The sequence below is a fragment of the Candidatus Hydrothermales bacterium genome, from assembly GCA_039630235.1.
GTDB lineage: Bacteria > Hydrothermota > Hydrothermia > Hydrothermales > JAJRUZ01 > JBCNVI01.
This window is the reverse complement of the sequence record JBCNVI010000007.1, coordinates 54,315-78,449: the sequence shown is the minus strand read 5'-3', so window position 1 is coordinate 78,449 and position 24,135 is coordinate 54,315. Positions and strand designations below refer to the sequence as shown.

The window sequence follows — 24,135 nt, the reverse complement described above, 5'->3', positions numbered from 1 at the left end:
GGGGACTTAATGAAAAGGTTATTTATAATATCCTTTTGTATGTTAATTTTTGTCTCCTGCAAAAAAGAAAAAAACAATATAAAAGAAAGGGAGGAGCATTTAGTTCCAGTTACCGTAACCAGGCCCTTTTATGGAGACATCCATTTGAATGTAAGATTTTCATCAAGTATTGAAGGTAACCCTGATATCCTAGTTTATACACCTATTCCAGGTTATTACTATAGAAAATTAAAAGATGACGGCGATTATGTCAAAAAGGGCGAAATTATACTACTACTTGAAAGAAGGGATCTTGGGCTTGAGTTTGAACCCTTTAAAATTGAAGCTCCTGTCTCTGGAAGAATTTCATACTTTAAATATGACCCAGGAGAATTTATACCTCCTCAAAAACCTCTTGCACGAATCTATGGCGATAAAGAATTCAAGGTTAGACTATCGCTTCCCTATGAATATCATAAAAATATGTTTAAGGACAAAAAGGTGAGAATTTTTGTGGACTCTCAAGATTTTGAGGGAGTTATTGGAGAAATAAGTAACACTTCAGATCCTCTAACAGGAAATTTTGAACTTACAATATTTTTTAAATCTGATAAAAAAATCTTACCAGGTTCTCCCTGTGAAGTTGAGATAACTCTGTTAAAAAAGGAGAGAGTATTAAAAGTTCCCTCAAAGTGTGTGCTTGGAGCTGTAAAGAAAACCGTATTTGTTATTGAAAATGAAGTGGCAAAGAGAGTGCCCGTAATTACAGGGATTGAAGGTGGCGGTTACATAGAGATTGTTGAAGGTATCTCAGAAAAGGATCTTGTTGTTTTGGATGGAGCAGAACTTCTAAGAGAAGGAGTGAAAGTTAAAATAATAGGAGGAAGTTAAAATGACAAAATTTTTTGTAAAAAGGCCCATTTTTACCTTTTCTTTTTATTCTGTTTTATTTTTAATAGGTCTATTTTCCATAAGAGTTTTATCTATTGACTTTTTCCCTGAAATATCAATACCTATGGTAAGTATAGTAACAATAAGACCAGGCGCTTCTCCTGAGGAAATTGAAAGGGAGGTTACAAAGCCTATAGAGAATGCTGTCTCTACTGTTCCAAACGTTACAAAGATAAGATCGTTATCTGTTCAAGATATTTCAGCTGTTATGGTTGAGTTTGACTGGGGAACAGACATTGATAAGGCTGCCGATGATATAAGAACAAGAATTGAATTTGCAAAATTTTTTCTTCCAGAAGACATAGAGACTCCTAAAGTTTTTAAATTTGATCCTACCCAAATTCCAATACTAATAGGAACCTTTACAGTCAAGGACACACTTTTTGACTTACGGTCTTTTTTTGAGGAGGAAATTGTTGAAAAGCTCAGAAGAATTCCAGGAGTAGGTGATGTTCAGTACTGGGGAGGTGGCAAAAGAGAAATAGTTAAAATAGAGATTAAGAAAAAATACTTAGAAGAGTACGGCATCACCCCATTTTTAATAAAGGAAACACTTCTAAGAGAAAATCTGAATATCCCTATAGGAAACATAGAGGATCATAACTTTTCAATCAGTGCTAAGGTGAACTCAAAATTTTCCTCTCTTGAAGAAATTAGAAGCATTCCGATATATGTGAAAGGCAAGGGCATTTATAGGTTAGGTGAGGTTGCTGATGTAAAAATAGGTTACGATGACGTCATAACAAAAGTTAGAAGCCAAAAGATGCCTTCACTTTTATTTGGAATACTAAAGCAGTCTGGAGCAAATACTGTTTTAGTTTCTGAAAGAGTAAAGAAAGAAATAGATAAAATTTTAAGAGATTACCCTGGAATAGAGTTAAAGGTTGTAAACGATATTTCAAGATTTATAAGGGCATCTATCCAAAATTTGACAAGTACCGTATATTGGGCTGTCTTATTTATTTTTCTTGTCACTTTAGTTTTTCTCAGACACCTATCTTCAAGTTTTGTAATAGCCTTAACTATACCCTTCTCATTAATAGTAGGATTTATAGTTTTAAAACTAACAGGAGGATCAATTAATATAATTTCTCTTTCAGCATTAGCTTTAGCTGCCGGAATGGTTGTTGATAATGCCGTAGTTGTACTCGAAAATATATTTTATAGAAGAGAAAAAGGTGAAAATTCCTTAGATGCTGCCTATAAGGGCGCGTTAGAGGTCTTTAGTCCAATTCTTGCCTCAACTCTTACAACTATCGCTATTTTTGGTCCACTTGTAATTGGAACTGGATTTGTTGGAATAATCTTTAGACAGCTTGCCCTAATGGTTACTACAGTACTTTTAACTTCTTTAATTGTCAGTTTAACTATAACTCCAACACTTTCAAGAATTGTTATAAAAAAGACACCAAAGGAAGAAGGGCTTCTCTTTTATCTATTTGAAAAATTAAAAGATTTTTATAGAAGAACTCTTGACTTAGCGATAGGCAAAAGCTTCTTAACCCTACTTATTGGTTTTTTACTATTTGTCTTTGGAGTTCTACTATTTTTGACCGGTATAGTAAAAACCGAGTTTTTTCCTGAGTCTGACTCGGGAGAACTAAGGGGAAGTTTTGTTTTAGCTCCGGGCACTAAATTTAAAGTAACTGACTCACTCTCAAGACATATAGAAGATATTATATCTGAAATTGAAGAAGTCAAGTATTTTACTTTAAGGGTTGGAAGGTCAGAGTCTGGATTTTTAAGTGTTATGGGAGTAGTGGAAGGTGAAAATACCGGTTTTTTCTTTATAAATATTGGTAGCAAAGATCAAAGAGAGAGAAGTATCTTTGAAATAGCAGATTTTCTAGAAAGAAGGATAAAAGATATACCGGGAATAAAATCTTTTCAGGTTTTATCTACCGGAAATTTACAACACTTAATTCAGGGATTTGGTGCACCCATTCAAATTCTAATATACGGAGAAAACTTTATTATCACTGACTCTATTGCTGAATATGTAAAGGGGATTCTTGAAAATACAAAAGGAGTAAGAAGCGTAAGAATTTCAAGAGAGAAAAATTTACCTGAATATTTATTAATTCCTGATAGAGAAAAAAACTCAAAGTTGGGTTTATATTCGTCTTTACTAGGAACGTATCTAAGAAGCCTAAATCTCGGAGAAAAGGTTGGAGCAATAGAAGTTGGCGATAAAGAACTTGATATAAAAATTACGATCGAAGAGAAATATAGAAAAAATAGAGAAATTTTACCATTTATCTCTTATCCCCTCCTCGATAAAAAACTTTATATAGGAAACGTATTTAGACTGGTGAAAAGCTTTTCTCCTTTGTCTATAGAAAGGGAAAATAAGGAAAGAGTTGTTAGGGTTTTAGCTGAAACCTCTGGAAGACCGCTGGGTGAGATAAGAAAGGAACTAGAAACAAAACTTGAGAATATCTTAGGTGAAAAGGGCGGATACAGAGTTGAATTCGGTGGATTAACCGAGGAACAAGCAGAATCTTTCAAAATTTTGCTTTATGCTTTCTTTATTGGAATAGTTATTGTATATCTAGTGATGGCAGCTCAGTTTGAATCTTTTATTTTACCTTTTATAATAATGTTCACTGTACCCTCAGGAATAACAGGAGTTGCTCTAATCCATATACTTACTAACACTTCTTTCTCAGTACCATCCTTCGTTGGTTTAATTATGATGATAGGAATAGTAGTTAACAATGCGATCGTTATGCTGGATTATGTGGAAAGGTTAAAAAATGAAGGTAAGAAAGTTATTGAGGCTACTAAAGAAGGGGCGTTAAGGAGACTAAGACCTATTCTAATAACAAGCTTTACAACAATCATGGGTTTAACACCCCTTGTAATATTAGGGGGTGAAGGATCAGAAACCTGGAAACCACTTGCGCTATCTGTCATAGGGGGTCTTTTATTTTCACTTTTAGTAAGCCTTGTCTTTATACCAACTATATATGTTTTTATCCAGAAGAAAATCTTAAAAAGAGAATAAATTACTTAAGAATACGATGAATGTCAAGTATAGTGATTAAGATCGATATTGAAATAAGAAGGGCAAATCCAATTAGCTGGATTAGTGATCTAATCCTGAAGGAGAGCCTTTTTCTCAAGATAGCCTCAACAGTGATAGTAAGTAAATGACCACCGTCAAGAGCTGGAATAGGTAATAGATTTATAAGAGCTAAATTAATAGAAATAAAGGCAAGTATAAAAAGTAGGGATGATAAACCCTTACTTTTTGTTTCTCCAACAACTTTACCTATCATAACTGGACCACCAAATGACTCAATTGGAGCCTTACCCCTTAAAAAAAGAAAGATAAATCTAAAGGTTTGATAAATTATAAAGTAACTTTCCTCCCAGGCATGCTGCAGAGCCTTTAAAAAAGGAAGTTTTAGGACATTTATATCCGCTCTTATACCTATTTTATAAGAGTCATTTATCTTAATTGGGTTAACCTCAAATGTCAAAGTATCTCCTCCCCTCTTTACTTTTACTACTACTTTTTTACCCCCTGATTTCTCAATGAGACTCTGTATTTCCTCCCATTTTTTTATGTTCGTATCATTTATCTTTATTATCGTATCTTTCTCTTTAAATCCAACTTTTTCCGCCGGTAATCCCGGAACAACCTCTCCTATAACAGGAAAAAGAACCGGTAAAATACCTGTCTCAAACTTCGATACAGTATCATTCCATACACCCCATAGTTTTAGCTTTAATGTATCCCTATTATTTCTTAAAATGCTAACTACATGAGTATCACCATCCTGAAAAACTGCGTAAAACTCTTTCCACCTTACAAAATTTTTTCCGTCTACTTTCAATATCTTGTCTCCAAATTTAAATCCGGCTATATAGGCTGGTGTTTCTTCTTTAGGTTCATCAATATAAGGACCTGATTCAACAATACCAAAGAGAAAGAATAGGAGAAAAATTATAATGAAACCAAAGAGGAAGTTAAAAAGGACACCAGAAATTAAAATCAAAAATTTTACATAAAAAGGTCTATACCAAAAAGAATTTTCTCCTTCTATATCCTCTCCAAAAACTTTTACATAACCACCAAAGGGTATAAGTGAAATCTTAAAGGTTGTCTCTTTACTTTTAAAAGAAAAAACTTTGGGACCAAAACCAATGGAAAATTCCTCAACCGGTACCTTTAAGAGTTTACTTGCTAAGAAGTGTCCTAATTCGTGAATAAAAATAAGCACAGAAAGTAGTAAAAGGGTAACTACTACTGTAGAAATCATCCTAACTCCTTGTGTACCATTTTTTTAGAAACTTCAATAGACTTTAGAATCTCATTAGGATCTCTATCGTCTACAGCTATAGATTTTTTATAAACCTTATAGAGAATTTTCTCAATTTCATTAAATTTTATTTTTCCCATTAAAAATAGCCTTACAAGCTCCTCGTCGGCACCCACTATATACGCTGGTTTTCCTTTTTTTTCTTTTAAAGCCTTTAAACAAAGATCAATTAGTTTCCTTTTACTTTTTTTAATTTTTTCAAAATTTAATGTTCCATAAAACTTATCTACTCTCCTATTATAGTTTTTTATTTCTGGATAAAAAAGAGCATTTAAAATAGGAATTCTCATATCAGGTTCACTGATGTGAGCTATATATGTGCCGTCTCTAAGTAAAACAAGCCCGTGGATTTTACTTTGAGGGTGATATAGAACTTCGATTCTTTCAGGTTCTATACCAAAAAGGTAGTGTGCCTCTATTATCTCAAATCCCTTATTAATTAGTGTTGCCGAATCTATAGTAATTTTTTTACCCATCTTCCACCTAGGGTGTTTAAGTGCCTCTTTAACTTTAACCTTAGCCAGTTTGCTGTTTTCTATGTTATAAAAAGGCCCTCCCGAAGCCGTTAAAATTATCTTCTCAATATCATTAAAATTTAAATATTTAATTATCCTAAAAATTGAAGAGTGCTCTGAGTCTACAGGAATTATATTGTTTAAATTTTTCTGTTTTATTATTTCTCCAAAGGCAACAATAATTTCCTTATTTGCCATACATATAACTTTGTTTTTTTCAAGAAGTTCAAAAAACACATCAAAGAGGTCTACCCCTGCTGCCCCAAAAAGAACCCTGTCTATCTTTTTAGATGTAACAAACTCTTTTAACTTTTCTCTATCATCTATTACATCTTTAGAGTTACTCTGTCTACCGGTTAAAAAGGCATAGTTTACTTTGAACTTTTCCTTCAACTTAACAAGCTTCTTCTCATTCTTATGAGCCTGAATACCTACTACTTCAATTTCAGGAAAGTTCTTAACAAGAGAAAAAAAACTCTTACCTATAGATCCTGTAGCCCCAAATACAAAAACCCTCATTATTCAACAATTACTTTAAAGAACTTTCTTTTACCGACTTTTAAAATGTGTTCGCCCTTTTCCGGTACATAATTCTCATCTTCTATAGCTTTGCCGTCCAGGTCTACCCCACTTTGTCTTATCAAACGTCTTGCCTCACTTTTGCTTTGAACTATTTTAGCCTCAAAGAGAATTTCAAACAATTTTTTACTTTTTACTTTAAACTCTGGAACTTCTTGTGGGACTTCTCTTTTCCTGAAAGTTTTAATGAAATACTCTCTAGCCTTTATTGCCTCTTTCTCTCCATGAAAGATTTTAGTTATTTCAAAAGCTAAGTCCTCCTTTGCCTCAAGTGGACTTTTCTCAATATACTCTTTTACTTCCTCTGAATCTTTTAAAAGAACTACCTTATAGTATTTGAAAATCAAGCTATCAGGTATTGACATAACTTTTCCGAAAACATCTTTAGGATCATCGAAAAAGTTAATACTATTTCCATATGATTTACTCATCTTCAACTTTCCATCAATACCTTCTATAAGTGGAAGTGTTATAAAAACTTGGGGTTCTAATCCAAGCTGCCTCATTATTTCCCTTGTAAGTGCAAAGTTAAAGTGTTGGTCCGTACCTCCAATTTCTACGTCAGCCCTAATAAATATTGAGTCATACGCCTGAAATATTGGATATAGAAACTCATGAAGAGAAATTGGAATGCCCTCTTTAAATCTTTTGGAAAAGTCATCTCTATCGAGCATTTTTGCCACCGTAGTTGTAGCTGAAAGTTTTACTATGTCCTCTGGTTTTAGCTTAGAAAGCCATTCACTGTTAAATCTAATTTCTGTTTTGTCCTTATCTAAAATCTTATAGGCCTGTTCAAAGTAAGTCTTTGAGTTTTTCTCCACTTCCTCTTTTGTTAACATAGGTCTTGTTTTAGATCTTTCAGAGGGATCTCCTATCATTGCTGTAAAGTCACCAATGATAAAAACCACTCTATGTCCTAATTCTTGAAATTCCCTGAGCTTTCTGAGACATACGTAGTGTCCAAGATGTAAATCGGGCTTTGATGGATCTGCTCCGTATTTAACTGTTAAAACTTTCTTTCTCTCAATTTTCTCTTTAAGCTCTTCCTTTGTAAATATGTTTTCTATCCCCCGTGTTAGAATCTCTATATCTTTTCTTTTCATTTTTTAAAATAAAATTTGACTGAGTATTTTTCAAACATTCCCTTTTTCCACTTCTCCCAAAATTTTTCTCTTTTCTCCCTTAAAATTATATTTTCAATCTGATTTTTAATCTCTTCTAATTTTCTGTATTCACCTCTTTTTATCTTTTCAAGTTTTACTATTGCGTAATTTCCATTTTTAAGTTTTATCGGACCCTTTGTTTCCCCCTCTCTCATGGTTTTAAGGTACTTTACAAATTCCTCCGGCAAACTTTTTTCAGTAAAGTTTGGAATAAAACCCCCGTCTTGAGCATCAGGGGCTATAGAAAATTTCCTTGCTAAATCTTCAAATTTTTCTCCCCCTTTTATTTTTCTTATAATCTCCACTGCCTCACTTTCAGTTTTAACTTCAATTCTTCTTATGTCCCACCTTGTTGGTATTTTAAAATCTTCCCTGTTTCTTATATAATATTCCTTTATTTCCTTTTCATTTACTTTTATTTCCTCATTAATTTTTTTAAGATATAAGTTAGCTAAAATTCTTTCTTTCTCTCTTTCTATGTTCACTCTGAAATCTTCACTTAAGTCAAGTTTTTGATTGAGTGCCTCAAGATATAAAATTTTTGATATAATTAAGTTTTCTAGTGTTTTCCTTACTGCTATTGTATCAGAAGGTGAAGGTTTTAAATAGATAGGCAGTGCTTCAAGATATTTTTCGAACTCCTGATAAGTAATGTTTATTGGCCCAACACTTGCTATAAAGCTTTGACTTAATATCTCAAATATTCTATCCATCTTTTTACTTGCATCCTCATAAATTTTACTTTTTTTATACTTTAAAACAATTTTTTCATAAATCTTTTGAGCTTCTAGGTAGTTCCCTAAGTTTTCATGGATTATCGCTTTTCTATACAAAACTTCTGGATAAAGGGTGCTGTATTTTGAAACTTTTTCCTCTAATTCACTTATTATACTGAGTCCCTCTCTAAATTTTTCATATCTTATACAAACATCTATTAAATCAAGAGCCCTTTCTATTTTTTTTGCTCCTGAAAGTTCTAAGAGAGCCTCTTTATATAAAGCTATTCCATCATTTACTCTACCAGACTCAATCAACTTTTTCGCCTCTTCAACCTTTAGAAATTGTAACAAAATAAAAAAAACTAAAAATTTCATTTATGACCTATAATTAAACTTAGGGATTGAACCTCTTGTTATAATTTTAAATTAAATTATAAAGTACAATAAAATTGCAGTTAAGAGAGGAACTGTTAAGTTATCATCTATATTAAACGAAAGTAACTCAATCAAGGTTGCAAAAAGAGAGATTAATAATTTTTTAGCAATTGAAAGTTCATTAAAAAATAGTGTTAGAGAAAACGAAATTAAAAAGAATGTTATAGAGCCCTCAAGTGTTTTTCCCTTGAAAATTTTTCTTTTGCCCAAAAATTTTCCTATAATACTTGCAAAGTTGTCAGAAACTGTTAAGAACAAAAGAGAAATAAGCGAAATATTTTTAGGAAATAAAAGAGATACAAGGAAACTAGATACAGAGACCCAAGTTGCTCCTGTAAAAAAATCTTCCTCTTCAGTTTTTATCATTTTTCCAAAAAATTTTCTAAAAAGAATTTTAAATGATCTTATTTCAAGGCGCAGGTAATCAGCAGTTAAAAATCCACCCAAAATAAATGAAAATATCGGTAAATAGTACTTTTTTTCTAAAGTTAAAATTAAAAGAGGGAAAATTATTGATGAAAAGTGAATAATTTTTCTCCACAAAAAACTCTTCACCTCAGAATGCAAGATAGGGAAACTATATGAAAGGCTGATAGTTCAAAATTACCTCCTATAGCATAATCTATATCTAAATTTTTTATCCTAAAACCAAAACCTATTGTCGGAATATTTTCTCTCCAACCCGCTCTTATAAAGTAACTCTTTAAAATTTTTGCTTCAAGTCCAGCGTAATATGAAATCCTAAACCTACTTTCAAAATAAGATTCTGTGTCAAAAGAGAAAAGAATTCTTTCTAAAAAGTTTTTTGAAAATCCAACTCTTAGGGAAGTTGGAATATATTCTTTTCTTCCTGAGTCCCATAGGTTTATACTCCCCAAAAAATTTCTAAGAGAAAAGGAAAAGTTGAATTCATCTGAAAATAAAAAACCAACATCCATGCCAATACCGTAACCCTTTCCTACATATAAATTCTCTCTCATAAATTTAAGTAAAAGACCAAAATTAAAATTCTTTAACTTATTTGAAAAACCACCTAAAATTTGGATGGAATTTATTTTAATTACTCCCTTTTTTACGATTTCATCTATATTAGATGCTTCAACAGTGTCTTCATAAATTGTGTAATATATATTATCAGAAAAAATATAATTAAGAGAAGTAAAGAATTTTCTTATTGAGTCACCTGCTATGAAATTAAATGTGCCAAATTTGAAAAAACCTGAAAAGTAATTTGAAAAAGTAGCCTGTATTACTTTATTTTGAAAAAGGGAGGATGTAGCTGGATTAAATAAAAAAGATCCAGGATCTATAATGGATGAAGAGGCCTCTCCTAGTGAAGCTATTCTAGCGTTTCTAGAAAAGCCCCACCTCTCATTTCCATAAATTACAAGCTGAAATGAAATTATAAAAAATATTAACTGCATTTTTTATTTTAAGGTTTAAATTTGGTATAATTAAATCCAAGTAGGGTTCTACTCCTAAAAAATATAAACTAAAGAGAATTAAATGGCAAGAAAAAAGTCTCTATCAGTTTTAAAAAGGGAAAGACAGAACGAAAAAAGGAGAATAAGAAATAGGATATACAAGTTAAAGATTAAAAATGTAATTAAAAAAATAAGAAAGGCAAGCAATACAGAGGAAAAGAAACTTCTGTTTAAGGAGTTACAGAGTATAGTTGATAAGGCTGTAAAAAGAGGTGTTATACACGAAAACAAGGGAGCAAGAATAAAATCAAGGATTAGTAAACTTCTTGAAGTTTAAAATTTTTTTAGTTATAATAAATAAGTGGGCGATTAGCTCAGCGTTGGTGAGAGCATCACGTTGACAACGTGAAGGTCGGAGGTTCGAATCCTCCATCGCCCACTTTAAAACTATTTGATGATTAATATCCTTAAAAACGTGTTGCTTTTTAAGGGTCTAAAAGAAGACCAACTCTCTAAGATTTTAGAAAATCTTGAACCAAGAAATTATGAAAAAGGTGAAACAATTTTTGAAGAGGGCTCCCCTGGTGATACTCTTTATATTATAGAAAAGGGTAAAGTTGAAGTGAGGTTAAAAAGAGGTGATCTTGTTCTTGTTCTCGCTGAGCTTGAAAATGGCTCTTTTTTTGGGGAACTTTCCCTTATTTCTGATGTGCCCAGAAGTGCTACTTGCATAGCTGTTAAGGAATCATCGCTATATGTATTAAAAAGGGAAGACTTCTGGAAAATCGTTGAAAGAGATCCAAAAATAGGAGTTTTAGTTTTGAAAAATCTAGCTATTGAACTTGCAGAGAGAATAAGAGAGACTAATAAGAACCTTGAAACGTACTTTTTAATAAATCAGGCTATAATTGATAATGAACAATTTAGAAAACTTTATATTGCAGCAAAGGGTAGGTCTATTTAATTTGAATTTTTTAAGAAACGTGTGTTAAAATTATTCTATTATATTTTAATGGCCCCATCGTCTAGCCAGGCCCAGGACATCACTCTTTCAAGGTGGAGACGGGGGTTCAAATCCCCCTGGGGCCATTAAAATTAATTTAAAAGAAAATGAACTTATTTCTGTTAATTGTAATTTCAGTTCCATCAATAAATGGCTTAAGTGGATCATTTAGAGTTATTCATCCGAAAACACACCAACAGGGAGACTTTTCTTTTTCTCTCTACGGTGGATACTCCTTCCAAGATTTTAGATATTGGGATAACACAGTTGATTCTGTTAATAACCCTCTCAACGATAGAAGACATTATCTGCTTTCCTCAATTTTATTTTCTTATACTCCCTTTAACTTCTTAGAGTTTGGATTTAGAACTGATTTTGAAGGTAGAATGTTAGAAAGGGCTGATATTCCACGACAAAGAGATGATGATGGTTATTTCGCATACAGAGGCTTAGATATTCTTACAAAACTTGGACATAGTTTTTTCTCAGATACATTAACTGGCATAGAACTTTCTGGAGGAATTTCCTTTGGATATTATCTTCCTAATCTTGGTATTGAAAGAAAGGATCCAAAATTTGTAGCCTATGGTTTTCCTATGTATATACCTCAAAGCGGCCAATTTTGGTCACATCTACTTTTAGGAGTCAAACTTCAAATATTGAGCTTAAATGGTATGATAGGATTTCACCAAACCGGAAGACCTGCAAAAGAAAATATCTTCCCGATTTTGTGGTATAATTTCGATGAAAGTGGTGTTCCTCGCAGAGACACGGTTTTTAAAAATAAAGATGAATTCAAAGATTTTACAAGGCTACCCTTTGGAGTTAATCTAACTTTATCTGCAGGTCCCTATGTTGACTTTATATTAGACTTTCACGGAGTATACTTTATTGAGTTAAGAACGAATCTCTTAGCTTTAACTCCTGGAGTAAGATTTAAAACCCCAGGTGGAGTTATCTTTGATTTTGCTGTAGATGCAAAGATAAGGAATATAGCTGACTCGTTAATTTTTATCTATTCACATGATAGAAACTTATTTACTTATATACCAGATTGGAGATTTATTTTTCTAATGTCAAACGTTTACAATCTTTTACCTAAGAAAGTTACAGTTACTCCACCACCTCCTCCACCAGCTTCTCCACCACCCCCTCCTCCGCCTGCACCTAAAATTGCAAAAGTTAGTGGCAAAATATATGATGCAATAAGTGGTGAACCCCTTATGGCTCAAATTTTGATAGAAGGTACAGATAAGCCCCCTATTTCCTCAGACATGAATGGCTTTTATTCAGTAGAGCTTGAACCTGGTACCTATAGTTTCTATGTTGAAAAGGAAGGTTATGCATGGATGAGAAAGAGTTTTGTCTTAAAGGAGGGTGCTGAACTGGTTATAGATTTTCCTCTAAAGAAAAAAGAATTGATACTACTTACAGGAAAGATAGTAGATAACGTAACAGAAGAGCCTATCATAGCGAAAGTTTCAATTCCAGAGACAGGATTTGAGGGGACTCTAAGCGATCCTGAAACTGGTTCATTTAAATTAAAATTACCACCAGGAACATATATTTTGAAAATTGAGGCAGAAGGTTACATTTCGGAAAGTATACCTGTGGTTCTTAAAGAAGGTGAACCCTTAGTTGAAAAGAACATAAAGTTAAAAAAGAAAGCTCAAAAAGGGGTTACAATAAGGTTACAAAATATTTACTTTGACACAGGAAAAGCTACTATAAAACCTGAGTCTTATCCAATTCTTGATAGAGTTGCTGAATTTTTAAAGGCAAATCCAAACGCTGTAATAGAAATTCAGGGTCATACAGACTCTGTGGGTTCAGATAGTTATAATCTCACACTCTCTCAGGCAAGAGCAGAAGCAGTAAGGAATTACCTAATTAATTTCCATAATATTGATCCATCGAAACTTATTGCAAAGGGGTATGGTGAAACTATGCCCATAGCGGATAATTTGACCCGAGAAGGAAGAGCGATGAATAGGAGGGTAGAATTTAAGGTTATTAGTGTTTCTGAATAAATCTTTTATATTTCAACTTCAAAAGGATAGGAAAGATAAAAACCTTGTCCGTACTTTATACCGATCTTTTTTAAAGTAATAAGCTCTTCCTCTTTTTCTATTCCTTCAGCGATTACTTTTGCCTTTATTTTTTCCCCAAAATTTAACACCATTTCAAGAAGGTTTTGCTTGACTATATCCTTATGAATATCTCTAACAAGAACCATATCATATTTTAGATAATCCGGATTTAATTCAGCTAATGTTTGAAGTGAGGAATACCCTACTCCTACATCATCTATCGAAAGTTCAATATTGTTCTCTTTAAGATAATTTACATTTTTCTTTAAAGTGTCAAAATCATAAATAGCATACCTCTCTGTTAGTTCTAATACAATTCTATTCTTTTTTATCTTAAGTTCTTCTAAATTTTCGATCAGTTCTTCTATATAGTTACTTTTTTGTTGCAAAATTTTAGAGGAAACATTTAAGAAAATCTTATATTTTTCATTTGGTAATTTTTTTAATGTTAAAAGAGCCTTCCATCTACATAATTTTTCTAAACTTTCTAATTCATTTAACTCATCAGCTACAGAAAAAAGAGCTGAAGGCATTTCAAGTTCTGTTCCTTTCGGTCCTCTCGCAAGAGCCTCAAATCCATAAGTTGTTTTTTCCTCAGAAATTTCAAAAATTGGCTGGAAAACCATCTTTATCTCTGCTGTTCTAATTATTTTTTTAAACAGAGATTTTATATTGGATTTCATTTTACTTTCAGTTTTCATATGTTCAATTTTCACTTCATTTATCGTCTGATAGATAATCCTTTCTGTTCTCCTTAATGGATCAAATTTTATTTCTCTTAGTGTAATTGCAGTGGGAGCAGGAATGAGTTTTTCAATTTCACTTTTTAATTTATTCATAAATTTTTTTGGATCATGAGTTTTAGGAAAAAGAATACAAATTAAGCTTGAAAAAGGCTCTGTTGTAAACACGATTGGATTTTCATAAGACGTAAATTCTTTTGTAACAGAAATTCTTGTAAACTCTGCAAGGTTTTTTATCCAAGAATCAAAAACATCAAATCCAAATTCATCTTCATAAATTGATGATTCGAGAATTTGAATTATTAAGAGATAAACCTCTTTTTCTTTTTCAATACGATCTTTAAGTTGATTAATGATTTCAATTAATAAAGGTAGTCCGGAAATTTCATCCTTCATAATTTTTCAAAGATTTCTCTTATTCTATTTTTTAACCCCTCAGGGTCAAATGGTTTAACAATATAAGCAATTGCTCCCTCTTTAATTGCCTTTAACATATCCTGCGGTTCTTTAAGAATTGAAAAAATAGCAACAGGAATTTCCTTATCTTTTAAAAGGTTTTTAAAATCTCTTAAAAGCTCCCACCCATCTTTTTCAGGTAATATAATATCAAGTAAGATTAAATCGAAATTAGAATCCCTTTTTAAAATTTCAATTGCTCTAGACGGAGAGTTCGCCCTTTCAACAAGATAATCATCTTTTAAAATTTCCTCTACCAGAGTAAGAATATCCTCCTCATCATCAACTATAAGTATTCTTTTTTTCTCCATTTTTCACCTCCTTTGGTAAATTTTATCTTTTAAACATAAGTAATTTCAAAAAGGTTAATAAAATTTGAATTTATTTGAATTTAAACATTTAAGTAAATTATACTTATTTCTAAAATTTGAGGAGGAAAAATGAACAAGAAAATTGATATTATGTGGCTGGGTAGAGGAGGTATGGGAGTAAAAACAGCTGCTCTACTTTTAGGAGAAGCTTTCGCGTATATCGGAAAATACATAAAGGCTTTCCCAGAGTACGGTCCAGAAAGAAGAGGAGCTCCAGTTGTAGCCTTTACCAGAATTAGCGATGACCCTATAAAAGGCCACTATGGAGTTAAAGATCCTGACATTATAGTAGTCATAGATAAAACACTTTTAAAATCTAAAGTTTTAAGGAATTTTGTAAAAAATGACACAATTATAATAGTAAACACAAGTATGGGACGGGAAGAACTAAGAGAAAAGTTTGAGTTAAAGGGAGAGATAAAGACTGTTGATGCTACATCTATTTCAAAAGAGATTTTTGGAAGAAACCTTCCCAATACCCCAATGCTTGGCGCTCTTCTAAAAATTTTAAAATCGCACTCCCTTGAAGAATTCATTGGGGTTTTAAAAGATAGATTAATGAGTAAATACGACAAAGAAACTGTTGAAAAAAATATTGAAGCTATAAAAAGAGCCTATAAGGAGGTTAAAGAATGAAGTTAAAAACTTGGAAAGAGCTTGAAGAGGGAGGAGTTGTAAGAAATACTCCCACCTCTCCACAATATAAAACTGGTGACTGGAGAATAAAAACACCTTTATTTTCAGAAAGTGACTGTACCCATTGTTTAATTTGTTTTCTTTATTGTCCCGATTCTGCTATAAAAGTCAAATTAGGAAAGGTAATTGGCATTGATCTAGATTATTGTAAAGGTTGCGGTATCTGTGCCAACGTATGTCCAAAAGGTGCAATAAGCATGAAGGAGGAAGAGATATGAAAGTAGAGACGAGAAAATTCGTTGCTAAAACAGGTAATGAAGCAGCAGCTTTTGCAATGAAACAGATAAATCCAGACGTTGTAGCTGCCTATCCTATTACCCCCTCCTCAGAAATAGTTATGATTTTTTCTAAATATGTTGCAGATGGAGAGGTAGACACAGAATTTATCCCTGTAGAATCAGAACATTCAGCTATTTCTGTTTGCATCGGGGCTTCAGCTTCAGGAGCAAGAGTTATAACTGCAACAAGTTCTCAGGGACTTGCTCTTATGCATGAAATTCTCTACATAGCTTCCTCTATGAGGTTACCCATCGTGATGATAGTAGGTAACAGAGCTCTTTCAGGACCACTAAACATTCATTGTGACCACTCAGACACTATGGGTTCGAGAGACTGTGGTTGGATTCAGATGTACTGCGAAAATGCAAACGAAGTTTATCATACTATAATAAATGCCGTAAGGATATCAGAAGAAGCAAACCTGCCCTGTATGGTTATGATGGACGGATTCATAGTTACCCATGGGATGGAAAAGGTTTTTGTTCTTGAAGACGAGGAGGTAAAAAGCTTTATTGGAAAAAGAAAACCCCTCTACTCGCTCCTTGACGTAGAAAAACCTATTACACTTGGTTCTCTCACTCTATTTGATTATTATCTTGAATATAAAAGAAATCAACTTGAAGGAGTCATAAAGGCAAAAAAGATAATAAATGATGTTTTTGAAGAGTATAGGGCAAGGTTCGGTATTAACGTACCTTCCTTTGTTGAAGAATATAATATAGAGGATGCCGAGATAGTAGTTGTGGTTATGTCTTCGGCTGCTGGTACGTTTAAGGAAGTAGTGGATGAATTAAGAAATAAGGGGGAGAAGGTTGGAGTTTTGAGATTAAAGGTGATGAGACCCTTTCCGTATGAAATTTTAAGAGAAAAGCTAACTAATGTGAAAGTTGTTGGAGTTATGGATAGAGCTGAAACTTTCAGCACTATGGGAGGACCTTTGTCTATAGAGTTAAGGGCAGCTCTTTATCCCTTATCAAAAAGACCCTTAGTGCAGAGTTTTGTTTTTGGTCTGGGTGGCAGAGAGTTTGGAATAGAGGATGCTATGAAAGTTTTTGATATTTTAAAAGATATAGGAATGAAAAATAAAATAACTGAGGAGTATATTTATATTGGGTTAAGGGAGTAAAAAAGATGAAGAGGATACTTTCGTTAAAGGAGCTGGCAGAAAGAACAGTAGGGCTTGCATCAGGCCATAGGGCTTGTGCGGGCTGTTCTTTTCCATCTATTATAAGGATGGTCTTAGGATCATCTGATTATCCGGTAGTTGTTTCTAATGCCACAGGTTGCTTAGAGGTTGTCTCTACTATTTACCCTTATTCTGCATGGCCCTGCAGTTGGATTCATGTTGCCTTTGAAAATGCTGCAGCTGTTATATCAGGTGTTGAAGCGGCATATAAAGCTTTAAAAAGAAGAGGAGAAATTAAAGAAGATAAAAAAATTGTTTTTATTGCTATAGGAGGTGATGGAGGAACCTACGATATTGGCTTACAAGCCCTCTCTGGAGCATTGGAGCGGGGGCATAATTTTCTTTACGTTTTGTATGATAACCAAGCTTATATGAACACAGGTATTCAGAGATCCTCTGCAACACCATTTGGTGCAAGCACTACCACCTCACCTGCTGGAAAATCTTCTTTTGGAAAAATTCAGGATAGAAAAGAAATTATAGAAATTGTGGCGGCACATAAGATTCCTTATGTAGCTCAAGCTTCTATATCTCATTGGGGAGATCTTATAAGAAAACTTAGGAAAGCCTATGAGATTGAGGGGCCCAAGTTTATAAGCATAATAGCCCCATGCGTTATCGGGTGGGGATATAAAGAAGATGAGACAGTTGAAATAGCAAGATTAGCCGTTGAGACATGTTTTTGGCCACTCTATGAAATAGAGGAAGGAGTCTATAGAGTAAACTATAAGCCTAAAGAAAAATTACCTGTAAAAACTTTTCTTTTAAAACAAGAAAGATTCAGCCATTTAATCGGAAGAGACGATCTTATCGAAGAAATTCAAAAAAAAGTGGACGAAAAATGGGAGAAACTCTTAAGGCTTGATGGTTTAAAAGTCTTCTAATTTTAAAATTAATAAAATTTAATAATCACTTGAATTTTTAAAAAAGATCCTGTATATTAATTTTTAAAATAAGGAGGTATGTATGAAACTTTCGGACTTTTCTGTTAGAATTGCAGGTCTTGCCGGAGATGGTTCTCTTTTAGCCGGGGAAATTTTAGCCTTTACTTTAAAAAGAAGAGGACTTTATGTTGTGTCAGTAAAAGATTTTCCCTCAAACATAAGAGGTCTGCCTACAAATCTCACAATTAGAGCAAATTTAAAAAGAATTTACTCTTGGGGTGACCATATAGACTCTTTAGTTGCCTTCGAACCGAAAGCGATAAAAATCCACCCACGTGATTTGAAAAAAGGAGGAGTTATTATTGTCGATGAAGAAATCGATTTAAAAGATATTCATCTTAATGACATTTATATTTACTCAGTCCCACTTAAAAAAAGAGCAAGAGAGCTTTTTAAAAGAGAAATATTTAAAAACGTTATAGCTCTTGGTTTTTTAGGATACATATACAGTATTGATCCCGATGAATTCAAAAATACGATAGTTTTTTATTTGAAAGCAAAAGACGAAAAGATAGTTGAGAGTAACATAAGAGCATTAACCGAGGGCTATGTGTTAGCTGAGAAGATAGTTAAAGAGAGATTTCAAATTGAAAGGGGAACTGATTCTGGTAGGTATTTTCTCTCGGGGAACGAAGCAGTAGCCTTAGGCGCAATAGCGGCTGGTTGTCGATTTTTTGCAGCTTACCCAATAACTCCATCAACTGAAGTCTTTGAATTCCTTTCAAAGCATCTACCTAAGTATGGAGGAGTAACAGTCCAGGGTGAAGATGAAATTGCTTCAATAAATATGGCTATTGGTGCCTCCTTTGCCGGTATAAGATCTATGACTGCCACAAGCGGTCCTGGTATGGCTCTTAAAGTTGAAGCACTCTCTCTTGCCTCTATGGCAGAAGTCCCCTTAGTGATATACCATGCCCAAAGAGCAGGACCATCCACTGGAATACCAACTAAAACTTCACAGGAAGATATAAACCATATACTCTTTGCAGGACATGGCGATGTTTCACGTATTGTGCTTGTACCCTCAACTCCTGAAGAAAGTTTTGAATTTACATTTAAAGCTTTCAATCTCGCTGAGAAATATCAGATTCCTGTAATAGTTCTCTCAGAGCAGGCAATCTCTCAAAATCAACAAACAATAGATGATATACCCTATGACGAAAATTACACTTGGGAAAGAGGAAAGATCTTAACTGACGAAATGGTTCTTAGCTATATGACAAACGGAAAACCCTATGAGAGATATGAGATAACTGAGGATGGTATTTCATTGAGAGGTTTTCCCGGACAGAAAGGCATAATCGTGAGATATAACTCAAATGAAAAAACTCCAGAAGGCTTTATTGATGAGGAATGTGAGTATAGAAATGAAATGGTAGAAAAAAGGATTAGAAAGTTTGAAAATATTATTAATGAGTTACCATTTCCTGAACTTTATGGAAGGGAAGAAGCTAAAAACGTTCTGATTGGAATAGGTTCCTCTTTAGGTCCCATGAGGGAAGCTGTAGATAGATTAAATGAAGAAAAGCTTGACTTTTCCTATCTTAGGATTAGAAGCTTGTTTCCTCTTCACGAAGATTATATTTATTCACTGACCTTTAATAAAAACGTTTTTGTTTGCGAACTTAATTCATTTTCTCAGCTTAGAAATTACCTTTCAAGAATATGGGGAAAAAAAGAGAACGTTTTTTCTCTAAGAAAATACATCGGCTTACCCTTTAAACCCTCTGAAATAGTAAGGGAAATAAAAAAAATTATAAAGGGAGAAGGTTGAAATGGAAAAAATCTTAGATTTTGAAATTAAAAATATTAAAATTTATGAAGGGAAAAAGAGTACATGGTGTCCGGGTTGTGGAGATTTTGGAGTACTTACAGCATTAAAACAGGCACTCTTTGAACTTGGAATTTCCCCCTTTGATACTGTTATTGTAAGTGGAATAGGATGTTCATCTAAATTGCCGGATTATATTAATGCTAATGCTTTTCATACTATTCATGGTAGGCTTTTAGCTGTTGCTACAGGAGTTAAGTTAGCAAATCAAAAATTAAATGTTATAGTAACTGGTGGTGATGGCGATGGGTACGGTATTGGCGGTAACCATCTTATACATGCAGCAAGAAGGAATATAAACATTAAATACATTGTAATGAATAACGAAATTTATGCCCTAACAAAAGGACAAGTGTCGCCTACCTCACCTTATGGATTTGTAAGGGGAACCACACCTTACGGCTCTAAAGATCGTCCCATTGAACCCTGTTTACTATCTCTTTCTGCTGGTGCAACCTTTGTAGCAAGAGGTTTTTCGGGTGATATAAAGAGCCTTAAGGAATACATAAAAGCCGCCCTAAAACACAAGGGTTTTTCACATATTGATGTCCTTTCTCCCTGTGTGACTTATAACGAGGAGTATTCCTATGATTACTTCAGAGAAAACATAGAACTACTTGATGGTCCTTACTCTTCCAGAGAAGAAGCAATATCGTCCATAATTAACACATGGAAAAAAGGAAAAATTCCAGTTGGTATTTTTTATATAGAAGAAAGCAACCATTACGAACTTAGTCTTTTCGGAAGCGAAGATTATTCAATCGTCGAAGAATTTAAAAAGCAAAGAGAACTAAAAAAAGAAGAGATTTTAGAGTTAATATTTGATAAAAAATAAAAAAGGGGGAAATCCTTCCCCCCTAAAAGATCTTAAGATAGACTTTTTTAAGGAGGTGTGAGACCGTAGTGCTCGTAGTTCTTTTTGATGAAATCTTTCCATTTATCAGGAACAGCATCTTCTGCGTAAATTGCTTGAACTGGGCAGACTGACTCGCAGGCACCGCAGTCAATACAGACCTGAGGATTTATATACAGTTGATCTGAAGTTTCGTACTCAGGCTCATCTTTTCTTGGGTGAATAGCATCAACTGGGCAAACTTCTACACAGGCTGTATCTTTTACACCAATACAGGGTTCACAGATGATATAGGCCATTTTTTCCTCCTTATTTGTGCCGGAGGAGGGACTTGAACCCTCACCTCCCTTTGAAGGAGAGCGGATTTTGAGTCCGCCGCGTCTTCCATTCCGCCACTCCGGCCTAAGCTTTGAATAAAAATTATAACTTTTTGAACAAACTTTGTGCAATTTTATCTAATTTTTCATGGAACAGATATTGTATTAATTTTTAATAGAAAAGGAGTTTAAAAATGGGAAGGACTAAAAAAATAGCAATAATGATAATACTCTCTCTATCCTTAGGATGTATAATCAACGAATATCATACTCCATATAAGGATAACATACCTCCAGCTCCACCAAGAGGAGTATACTCTGTAACAGGCAACAAAAGAGTGTACCTTTATTGGCTCCCAAATACTGAAAGAGATCTTGCCGGGTATATTGTCTGGAGAGGTTTCTCCTATGAAGGACCTTATAATAAAATTGAAATCTTACCACCAAATATAACAAATTTTATAGATTATAACGTCCAAAACGGAATAACATATTACTACGCTGTATCAGCCTATGATACAGCAGGTAACGAATCTGATCTTTCACCTGAAAAAGTATTTGATACACCAAGACCTGACGGTGAAGATGTTGTTTTTAGCTATCTTATAAATCCAAATTTCTCAGGTTTCGATTTTGAACATCAAATAGTATGTCCCTATATTTCACCAAACTGTGATTTTTACTTTAAATACGATACCTCTACTCACATAGGATATATAATAGTGCCTGATACACTTACATTTGTTCAAGATATGGGTTATGCTGAAAATTTTGATGAGATAAGTTATGCACCTTTAGAGGGTTGGTCTAAACTCGGCATTTTAGAGGCAATTGAAGGACACATCTATGTTTTTTGGACTAAACATAATCATTTTGCAAAAATAAGAATTTTAAAAATTTTAAATAATAGTATGTACTTTGAATGGGCCTATCAATTAGATGAGGGAAACCCTGAACTTTCTAAACCTTCAAAGGGGTTTAAATCCCCTAAAACAGAATAAGGAGGTTAATATGAAAAAATTAATCTTTTTAACCATAGTATCCTTTGCCTTACTTCAGGCAAGAATGGTGGAACTCTGGGTTGAAGGGGGTCATAAGTCAGTCTATACAGCAGGTGAAAAGATAAAAGTTAATCTTATTTCTAAGGTCGATGGCTACCTTTACTTATTTAACATTGATCCCTCAGGAAAGTCAAAATTGATCTTCCCTGTAGGAAAACCAGTATATATAAAAGCTGGAGTTCACTACGTTTTGCCTGACGATTTTTACGATGATGTAGAGTGGTTCCCTTCTTACGAACAAGGTATCGAATACATTTACGCAGTAGTTGTACCTTATCCTATATATGATATTCCAGATGAATGCTTTGAACCTTTACCTCCCCATTCCTTTATTTATTACGACTACGATGATGTAGATTTTGTCTTAGTTTTCAAATTCAGGCCACCTTTTTGGTTTCCCAAAATTTATTTTGGTGCTTGGACGTGCTACTACGTTATTCCCAGGTATTACATCTATCATCCAGCACCCTGGTTTTGTTATGACTGCCACTACCCGCGCATCTTCTTCTACTTTTACTTTGACTTCTGTCCTATATACGAAATTAGAGTCTATGAATATAGGTATGTTTATATTCCTCGTTATGTAAAATCTATTCCAGAAAGATACAGAGTAAGGACAAGATGGGAATTTTCTAAAGAAATTACACGTGAAAGAAAAATTCGCTTGCAAGAAATTGAAAAGAATGTGAGATTAAGAGTAAAAGAAGCAGGACTTGTTGAAGGTAAAGAAGTTAGAGAAATAATTAAGATCAGAGAAAAATTACAACTTCCGGAAATAGAAGATATAAAAGAAGTGAGAAACTTTGAAAGAGAAGTTAAAACCATACGAAAAATAGAAACTGAACCTTCCGAAAAAAGAAGAATCTCTGAGGTGAAAAGAGAAAGGTTAAAATTTGAAAAAGAAAGGCCTCAGGAAAAAACTTTTGAGGATACAGAAAAAATAAGGGATTTTGAAAGAGAATCCTCTGAAAAAAGAAGAGTCCCCATAATGGAAGAGGAAAGGTTAAAATTTGAAGAAAGAACTTTTGAGGAAAAAAGAGAACTGAATAGATCTTATAGAGAAAATTCTGAATATGAAAGGCAAAGGAAAATTGAAAAGCAGAGACCCATTAAAATTCCTGGCTCTATAGAGAAGATTAATTTGAAAGGCAGGGGAGTAATACCAGAAAATAGAATTGAAAATAGAAGGTCAAGAAAATGAAAAAACTCCTTTTTCTTTTTATACCGGTTTATTTATTCTCCATAGAAGTAAGGGTAAAACCAGGTAGTGAAAAATCTTATGAAAAATATCATGAGAAGAGGATAAAAAGTGAAAGAATCTATAAAATTAAAGGAGATACTTTGGATAGAGATGGCGATGGAATAGTTGATAACTTCCTAAAGAAAATGAGAGAAAACGAAAGAAAACAGGGTACCTCTCTTAAAGACAAAAGGCAAATTAAAATTCCTGAGAAGGGTTTAAGATTAAACTACAAGTAAGAAATTTGTTTGGCGGTTATAGAGGGTCCCCTATAATAAGGGGGCTCTCTTTTTCTCTAAATGAAAGATCAATCTTAGCTATATTTGGGAAAAACGGTTCTGGTAAAACAACTCTTCTTAGAACTATTTCGGGAATACTCAAACCTCTAAGTGGTGAGGTGCTTATTGACGGTGAAAATATATTTAAAATGGATGCATTGTCAAGATCAAAAAAAATTTCCTATCTTCCACAATTTTACGAATCTGAGGTTCCCTTTACAGTCTACGAGATGGTTGAACTTGGTTTATACCCCTATAGAAACGTTAAAGAAGATAGGATAAATTCAGTTTTAAATCTATTTGATCTTTATAAAATTAGGAATAAAAAATTTACTGAAATTTCAGGGGGTCAAAAACAAAAGGTTTTATTGGCACGCTCCTTAATTAAGGATCCAGAGGTTTTTATTCTTGATGAGCCTAATTTACACCTTGATTTTGAAAATACCCTATATATTTTTGAAACAATCGTAAATAAAGTTAAAAGGGAAAACAAAATTTTAATCTTTGTTCTTCACGATTTAAATATCATATTAAGGTTTTGTGACTACCTCCTTTTAATGAAAGAAGGTAGCAATTCTCTTTTCATAGAAAAGCATAAAATTTTTGAAACGCCTGAACTCCTAAAAGATTTCATAGATGTAGATTTTGAGCTTCTTAACTTTAAAGGAAGAAATTATTTTTTTATAAAATAATT

24 protein-coding genes and 3 tRNA genes are annotated in these 24,135 nt (G+C 33.3%); 17 read left to right on the top strand and 10 right to left on the bottom strand.

From position 1 onward, the window contains the following. The first annotated feature begins 9 nt into the window (after positions 1 to 9). Positions 10 to 870, top strand: a complete 861-nt coding sequence (locus tag ABDH49_07350; protein ID MEN3046775.1) for an efflux RND transporter periplasmic adaptor subunit — start codon at positions 10 to 12, stop codon at positions 868 to 870. 1 nt (position 871) lies between these two features. Continuing rightward, entirely contained in the window at positions 872 to 3,937 is a 3,066-nt protein-coding gene (locus ABDH49_07345) for an efflux RND transporter permease subunit (GenBank protein ID MEN3046774.1), read from the top strand. Between the two features lies 1 nt (position 3,938). Here the strand turns inward: ABDH49_07345 and rseP are convergent, their stop codons facing one another. The 6 genes from rseP to ABDH49_07315 are packed head-to-tail and all read right to left on the bottom strand — an operon-like array spanning position 3,939 to position 10,093. Next, the gene (gene rseP / locus ABDH49_07340; protein MEN3046773.1) at positions 3,939 to 5,198 is read right to left on the bottom strand and encodes an RIP metalloprotease RseP; all 1,260 of its coding nucleotides are present in this window, start codon (positions 5,196 to 5,198) and stop codon (positions 3,939 to 3,941) included. Next, the gene (locus ABDH49_07335; GenBank protein ID MEN3046772.1) at positions 5,195 to 6,292 is read right to left on the bottom strand and encodes a 1-deoxy-D-xylulose-5-phosphate reductoisomerase; all 1,098 of its coding nucleotides are present in this window, start codon (positions 6,290 to 6,292) and stop codon (positions 5,195 to 5,197) included. Before ABDH49_07335 ends, rseP begins: the two co-directional genes overlap by 4 nt. Beyond that, positions 6,292 to 7,455, bottom strand: a complete 1,164-nt coding sequence (tyrS, locus tag ABDH49_07330; GenBank protein ID MEN3046771.1) for a tyrosine--tRNA ligase — start codon at positions 7,453 to 7,455, stop codon at positions 6,292 to 6,294. Before tyrS ends, ABDH49_07335 begins: the two co-directional genes overlap by 1 nt. Continuing rightward, on the bottom strand, positions 7,452 to 8,609 hold the full coding sequence (locus ABDH49_07325) for a peptidyl-prolyl cis-trans isomerase (GenBank protein MEN3046770.1): 1,158 nt from the start codon (positions 8,607 to 8,609) through the stop codon (positions 7,452 to 7,454). Before ABDH49_07325 ends, tyrS begins: the two co-directional genes overlap by 4 nt. A gap of 51 nt (positions 8,610 to 8,660) precedes the next feature. Then, positions 8,661 to 9,224, bottom strand: a complete 564-nt coding sequence (locus tag ABDH49_07320; protein ID MEN3046769.1) for a hypothetical protein — start codon at positions 9,222 to 9,224, stop codon at positions 8,661 to 8,663. Beyond that, the gene (locus ABDH49_07315) at positions 9,221 to 10,093 is read right to left on the bottom strand and encodes a hypothetical protein (GenBank protein MEN3046768.1); all 873 of its coding nucleotides are present in this window, start codon (positions 10,091 to 10,093) and stop codon (positions 9,221 to 9,223) included. Before ABDH49_07315 ends, ABDH49_07320 begins: the two co-directional genes overlap by 4 nt. Positions 10,094 to 10,175: 82 nt before the next feature. On the opposite strand from ABDH49_07315, the gene rpsT reads away from it, so the two are divergent. The 5 genes from rpsT to ABDH49_07290 all read left to right on the top strand — a co-directional run bounded on the left by rpsT (position 10,176) and on the right by ABDH49_07290 (position 13,126). Beyond that, positions 10,176 to 10,430 (top strand): 30S ribosomal protein S20, encoded by a 255-nt coding sequence (gene rpsT, locus ABDH49_07310; protein ID MEN3046767.1) that lies wholly within the window; start codon positions 10,176 to 10,178, stop codon positions 10,428 to 10,430. 26 nt (positions 10,431 to 10,456) lie between these two features. Beyond that, a tRNA-Val gene (locus tag ABDH49_07305) sits at positions 10,457 to 10,532 on the top strand. 15 nt (positions 10,533 to 10,547) lie between these two features. Next, positions 10,548 to 11,057 (top strand): cyclic nucleotide-binding domain-containing protein, encoded by a 510-nt coding sequence (locus ABDH49_07300; GenBank protein MEN3046766.1) that lies wholly within the window; start codon positions 10,548 to 10,550, stop codon positions 11,055 to 11,057. Positions 11,058 to 11,107: 50 nt separating this feature from the next. Next, a tRNA-Glu gene (locus ABDH49_07295) sits at positions 11,108 to 11,182 on the top strand. Positions 11,183 to 11,203: 21 nt separating this feature from the next. Further along, entirely contained in the window at positions 11,204 to 13,126 is a 1,923-nt protein-coding gene (locus ABDH49_07290; protein MEN3046765.1) for an OmpA family protein, read from the top strand. Between the two features lie 5 nt (positions 13,127 to 13,131). Here ABDH49_07290 and ABDH49_07285 read toward each other — a convergent pair whose 3' ends face one another. Both ABDH49_07285 and ABDH49_07280 read right to left on the bottom strand, forming a co-directional pair. After that, positions 13,132 to 14,325 (bottom strand): EAL domain-containing protein, encoded by a 1,194-nt coding sequence (locus tag ABDH49_07285; protein ID MEN3046764.1) that lies wholly within the window; start codon positions 14,323 to 14,325, stop codon positions 13,132 to 13,134. Then, the gene (locus tag ABDH49_07280; protein ID MEN3046763.1) at positions 14,322 to 14,696 is read right to left on the bottom strand and encodes a response regulator; all 375 of its coding nucleotides are present in this window, start codon (positions 14,694 to 14,696) and stop codon (positions 14,322 to 14,324) included. The genes ABDH49_07285 and ABDH49_07280 overlap by 4 nt, the downstream gene beginning before the upstream one ends. A 129-nt stretch (positions 14,697 to 14,825) precedes the next feature. Between ABDH49_07280 and ABDH49_07275 the strand changes: the two genes are divergently transcribed. The 6 genes from ABDH49_07275 to ABDH49_07250 all read left to right on the top strand — a co-directional run bounded on the left by ABDH49_07275 (position 14,826) and on the right by ABDH49_07250 (position 20,527). Then, positions 14,826 to 15,392: a 2-oxoacid:acceptor oxidoreductase family protein gene (locus tag ABDH49_07275; GenBank protein ID MEN3046762.1), complete on the top strand. Its 567-nt coding sequence runs from the start codon at positions 14,826 to 14,828 to the stop codon at positions 15,390 to 15,392. Then, the gene (locus ABDH49_07270; protein ID MEN3046761.1) at positions 15,389 to 15,670 is read left to right on the top strand and encodes a 4Fe-4S binding protein; all 282 of its coding nucleotides are present in this window, start codon (positions 15,389 to 15,391) and stop codon (positions 15,668 to 15,670) included. Before ABDH49_07275 ends, ABDH49_07270 begins: the two co-directional genes overlap by 4 nt. Next, entirely contained in the window at positions 15,667 to 16,857 is a 1,191-nt protein-coding gene (gene porA, locus ABDH49_07265) for a pyruvate ferredoxin oxidoreductase (GenBank protein MEN3046760.1), read from the top strand. The genes ABDH49_07270 and porA overlap by 4 nt, the downstream gene beginning before the upstream one ends. A 5-nt stretch (positions 16,858 to 16,862) precedes the next feature. Beyond that, a complete protein-coding gene (locus ABDH49_07260; protein ID MEN3046759.1) occupies positions 16,863 to 17,801 on the top strand; it encodes a thiamine pyrophosphate-dependent enzyme in 939 nt (312 codons plus the stop codon). 82 nt (positions 17,802 to 17,883) lie between these two features. After that, a complete protein-coding gene (locus ABDH49_07255) occupies positions 17,884 to 19,635 on the top strand; it encodes a 2-oxoacid:acceptor oxidoreductase subunit alpha (GenBank protein MEN3046758.1) in 1,752 nt (583 codons plus the stop codon). Between the two features lies 1 nt (position 19,636). After that, entirely contained in the window at positions 19,637 to 20,527 is an 891-nt protein-coding gene (locus ABDH49_07250; protein ID MEN3046757.1) for a thiamine pyrophosphate-dependent enzyme, read from the top strand. 47 nt (positions 20,528 to 20,574) lie between these two features. Here the strand turns inward: ABDH49_07250 and ABDH49_07245 are convergent, their stop codons facing one another. Together ABDH49_07245 and ABDH49_07240 are read right to left on the bottom strand one after the other, a co-directional pair. Continuing rightward, entirely contained in the window at positions 20,575 to 20,844 is a 270-nt protein-coding gene (locus ABDH49_07245; protein ID MEN3046756.1) for a 4Fe-4S binding protein, read from the bottom strand. A gap of 17 nt (positions 20,845 to 20,861) precedes the next feature. Beyond that, positions 20,862 to 20,947, bottom strand: a tRNA-Leu gene (locus ABDH49_07240). A 109-nt stretch (positions 20,948 to 21,056) separates the two neighbouring features. Here ABDH49_07240 and ABDH49_07235 point away from each other — a divergent pair. Genes ABDH49_07235 through ABDH49_07220 form a run of 4 tightly spaced genes read left to right on the top strand, consistent with a single transcriptional unit; the run spans position 21,057 to position 24,133 of the window. Further along, entirely contained in the window at positions 21,057 to 21,863 is an 807-nt protein-coding gene (locus tag ABDH49_07235; GenBank protein MEN3046755.1) for a fibronectin type III domain-containing protein, read from the top strand. 10 nt (positions 21,864 to 21,873) lie between these two features. Next, positions 21,874 to 23,124 (top strand): DUF4384 domain-containing protein, encoded by a 1,251-nt coding sequence (locus ABDH49_07230; GenBank protein MEN3046754.1) that lies wholly within the window; start codon positions 21,874 to 21,876, stop codon positions 23,122 to 23,124. After that, positions 23,121 to 23,402, top strand: a complete 282-nt coding sequence (locus ABDH49_07225) for a hypothetical protein (protein MEN3046753.1) — start codon at positions 23,121 to 23,123, stop codon at positions 23,400 to 23,402. Before ABDH49_07230 ends, ABDH49_07225 begins: the two co-directional genes overlap by 4 nt. 5 nt (positions 23,403 to 23,407) lie before the next feature. Then, positions 23,408 to 24,133, top strand: coding sequence for an ABC transporter ATP-binding protein (locus ABDH49_07220; GenBank protein ID MEN3046752.1), 726 nt, complete (start codon positions 23,408 to 23,410; stop codon positions 24,131 to 24,133). Positions 24,134 to 24,135: the final 2 nt, after the last annotated feature.

What these genes read in the sequence shown, in the direction of transcription:
- ABDH49_07285 (MEN3046764.1), bottom strand. Translation starts at nt 14,325, where the DNA reads ATGAAGGATGAAATTTCCGGACTACCTTTATTAATTGAAATCATTAAT.
- ABDH49_07335 (MEN3046772.1), bottom strand. Translation starts at nt 6,292, where the DNA reads ATGAGGGTTTTTGTATTTGGGGCTACAGGATCTATAGGTAAGAGTTTT.
- ABDH49_07350 (MEN3046775.1), top strand. Translation starts at nt 10, where the DNA reads ATGAAAAGGTTATTTATAATATCCTTTTGTATGTTAATTTTTGTCTCC.
- ABDH49_07280 (MEN3046763.1), bottom strand. Translation starts at nt 14,696, where the DNA reads ATGGAGAAAAAAAGAATACTTATAGTTGATGATGAGGAGGATATTCTT.
- ABDH49_07300 (MEN3046766.1), top strand. Translation starts at nt 10,548, where the DNA reads ATGATTAATATCCTTAAAAACGTGTTGCTTTTTAAGGGTCTAAAAGAA.
- rpsT (MEN3046767.1), top strand. Translation starts at nt 10,176, where the DNA reads ATGGCAAGAAAAAAGTCTCTATCAGTTTTAAAAAGGGAAAGACAGAAC.
- ABDH49_07235 (MEN3046755.1), top strand. Translation starts at nt 21,057, where the DNA reads ATGGGAAGGACTAAAAAAATAGCAATAATGATAATACTCTCTCTATCC.
- ABDH49_07345 (MEN3046774.1), top strand. Translation starts at nt 872, where the DNA reads ATGACAAAATTTTTTGTAAAAAGGCCCATTTTTACCTTTTCTTTTTAT.
- ABDH49_07315 (MEN3046768.1), bottom strand. Translation starts at nt 10,093, where the DNA reads ATGCAGTTAATATTTTTTATAATTTCATTTCAGCTTGTAATTTATGGA.
- ABDH49_07275 (MEN3046762.1), top strand. Translation starts at nt 14,826, where the DNA reads ATGAACAAGAAAATTGATATTATGTGGCTGGGTAGAGGAGGTATGGGA.
- ABDH49_07255 (MEN3046758.1), top strand. Translation starts at nt 17,884, where the DNA reads ATGAAACTTTCGGACTTTTCTGTTAGAATTGCAGGTCTTGCCGGAGAT.
- porA (MEN3046760.1), top strand. Translation starts at nt 15,667, where the DNA reads ATGAAAGTAGAGACGAGAAAATTCGTTGCTAAAACAGGTAATGAAGCA.
- ABDH49_07290 (MEN3046765.1), top strand. Translation starts at nt 11,204, where the DNA reads ATGAACTTATTTCTGTTAATTGTAATTTCAGTTCCATCAATAAATGGC.
- ABDH49_07250 (MEN3046757.1), top strand. Translation starts at nt 19,637, where the DNA reads ATGGAAAAAATCTTAGATTTTGAAATTAAAAATATTAAAATTTATGAA.
- rseP (MEN3046773.1), bottom strand. Translation starts at nt 5,198, where the DNA reads ATGATTTCTACAGTAGTAGTTACCCTTTTACTACTTTCTGTGCTTATT.
- tyrS (MEN3046771.1), bottom strand. Translation starts at nt 7,455, where the DNA reads ATGAAAAGAAAAGATATAGAGATTCTAACACGGGGGATAGAAAACATA.
- ABDH49_07230 (MEN3046754.1), top strand. Translation starts at nt 21,874, where the DNA reads ATGAAAAAATTAATCTTTTTAACCATAGTATCCTTTGCCTTACTTCAG.
- ABDH49_07245 (MEN3046756.1), bottom strand. Translation starts at nt 20,844, where the DNA reads ATGGCCTATATCATCTGTGAACCCTGTATTGGTGTAAAAGATACAGCC.
- ABDH49_07270 (MEN3046761.1), top strand. Translation starts at nt 15,389, where the DNA reads ATGAAGTTAAAAACTTGGAAAGAGCTTGAAGAGGGAGGAGTTGTAAGA.
- ABDH49_07325 (MEN3046770.1), bottom strand. Translation starts at nt 8,609, where the DNA reads ATGAAATTTTTAGTTTTTTTTATTTTGTTACAATTTCTAAAGGTTGAA.
- ABDH49_07260 (MEN3046759.1), top strand. Translation starts at nt 16,863, where the DNA reads ATGAAGAGGATACTTTCGTTAAAGGAGCTGGCAGAAAGAACAGTAGGG.
- ABDH49_07225 (MEN3046753.1), top strand. Translation starts at nt 23,121, where the DNA reads ATGAAAAAACTCCTTTTTCTTTTTATACCGGTTTATTTATTCTCCATA.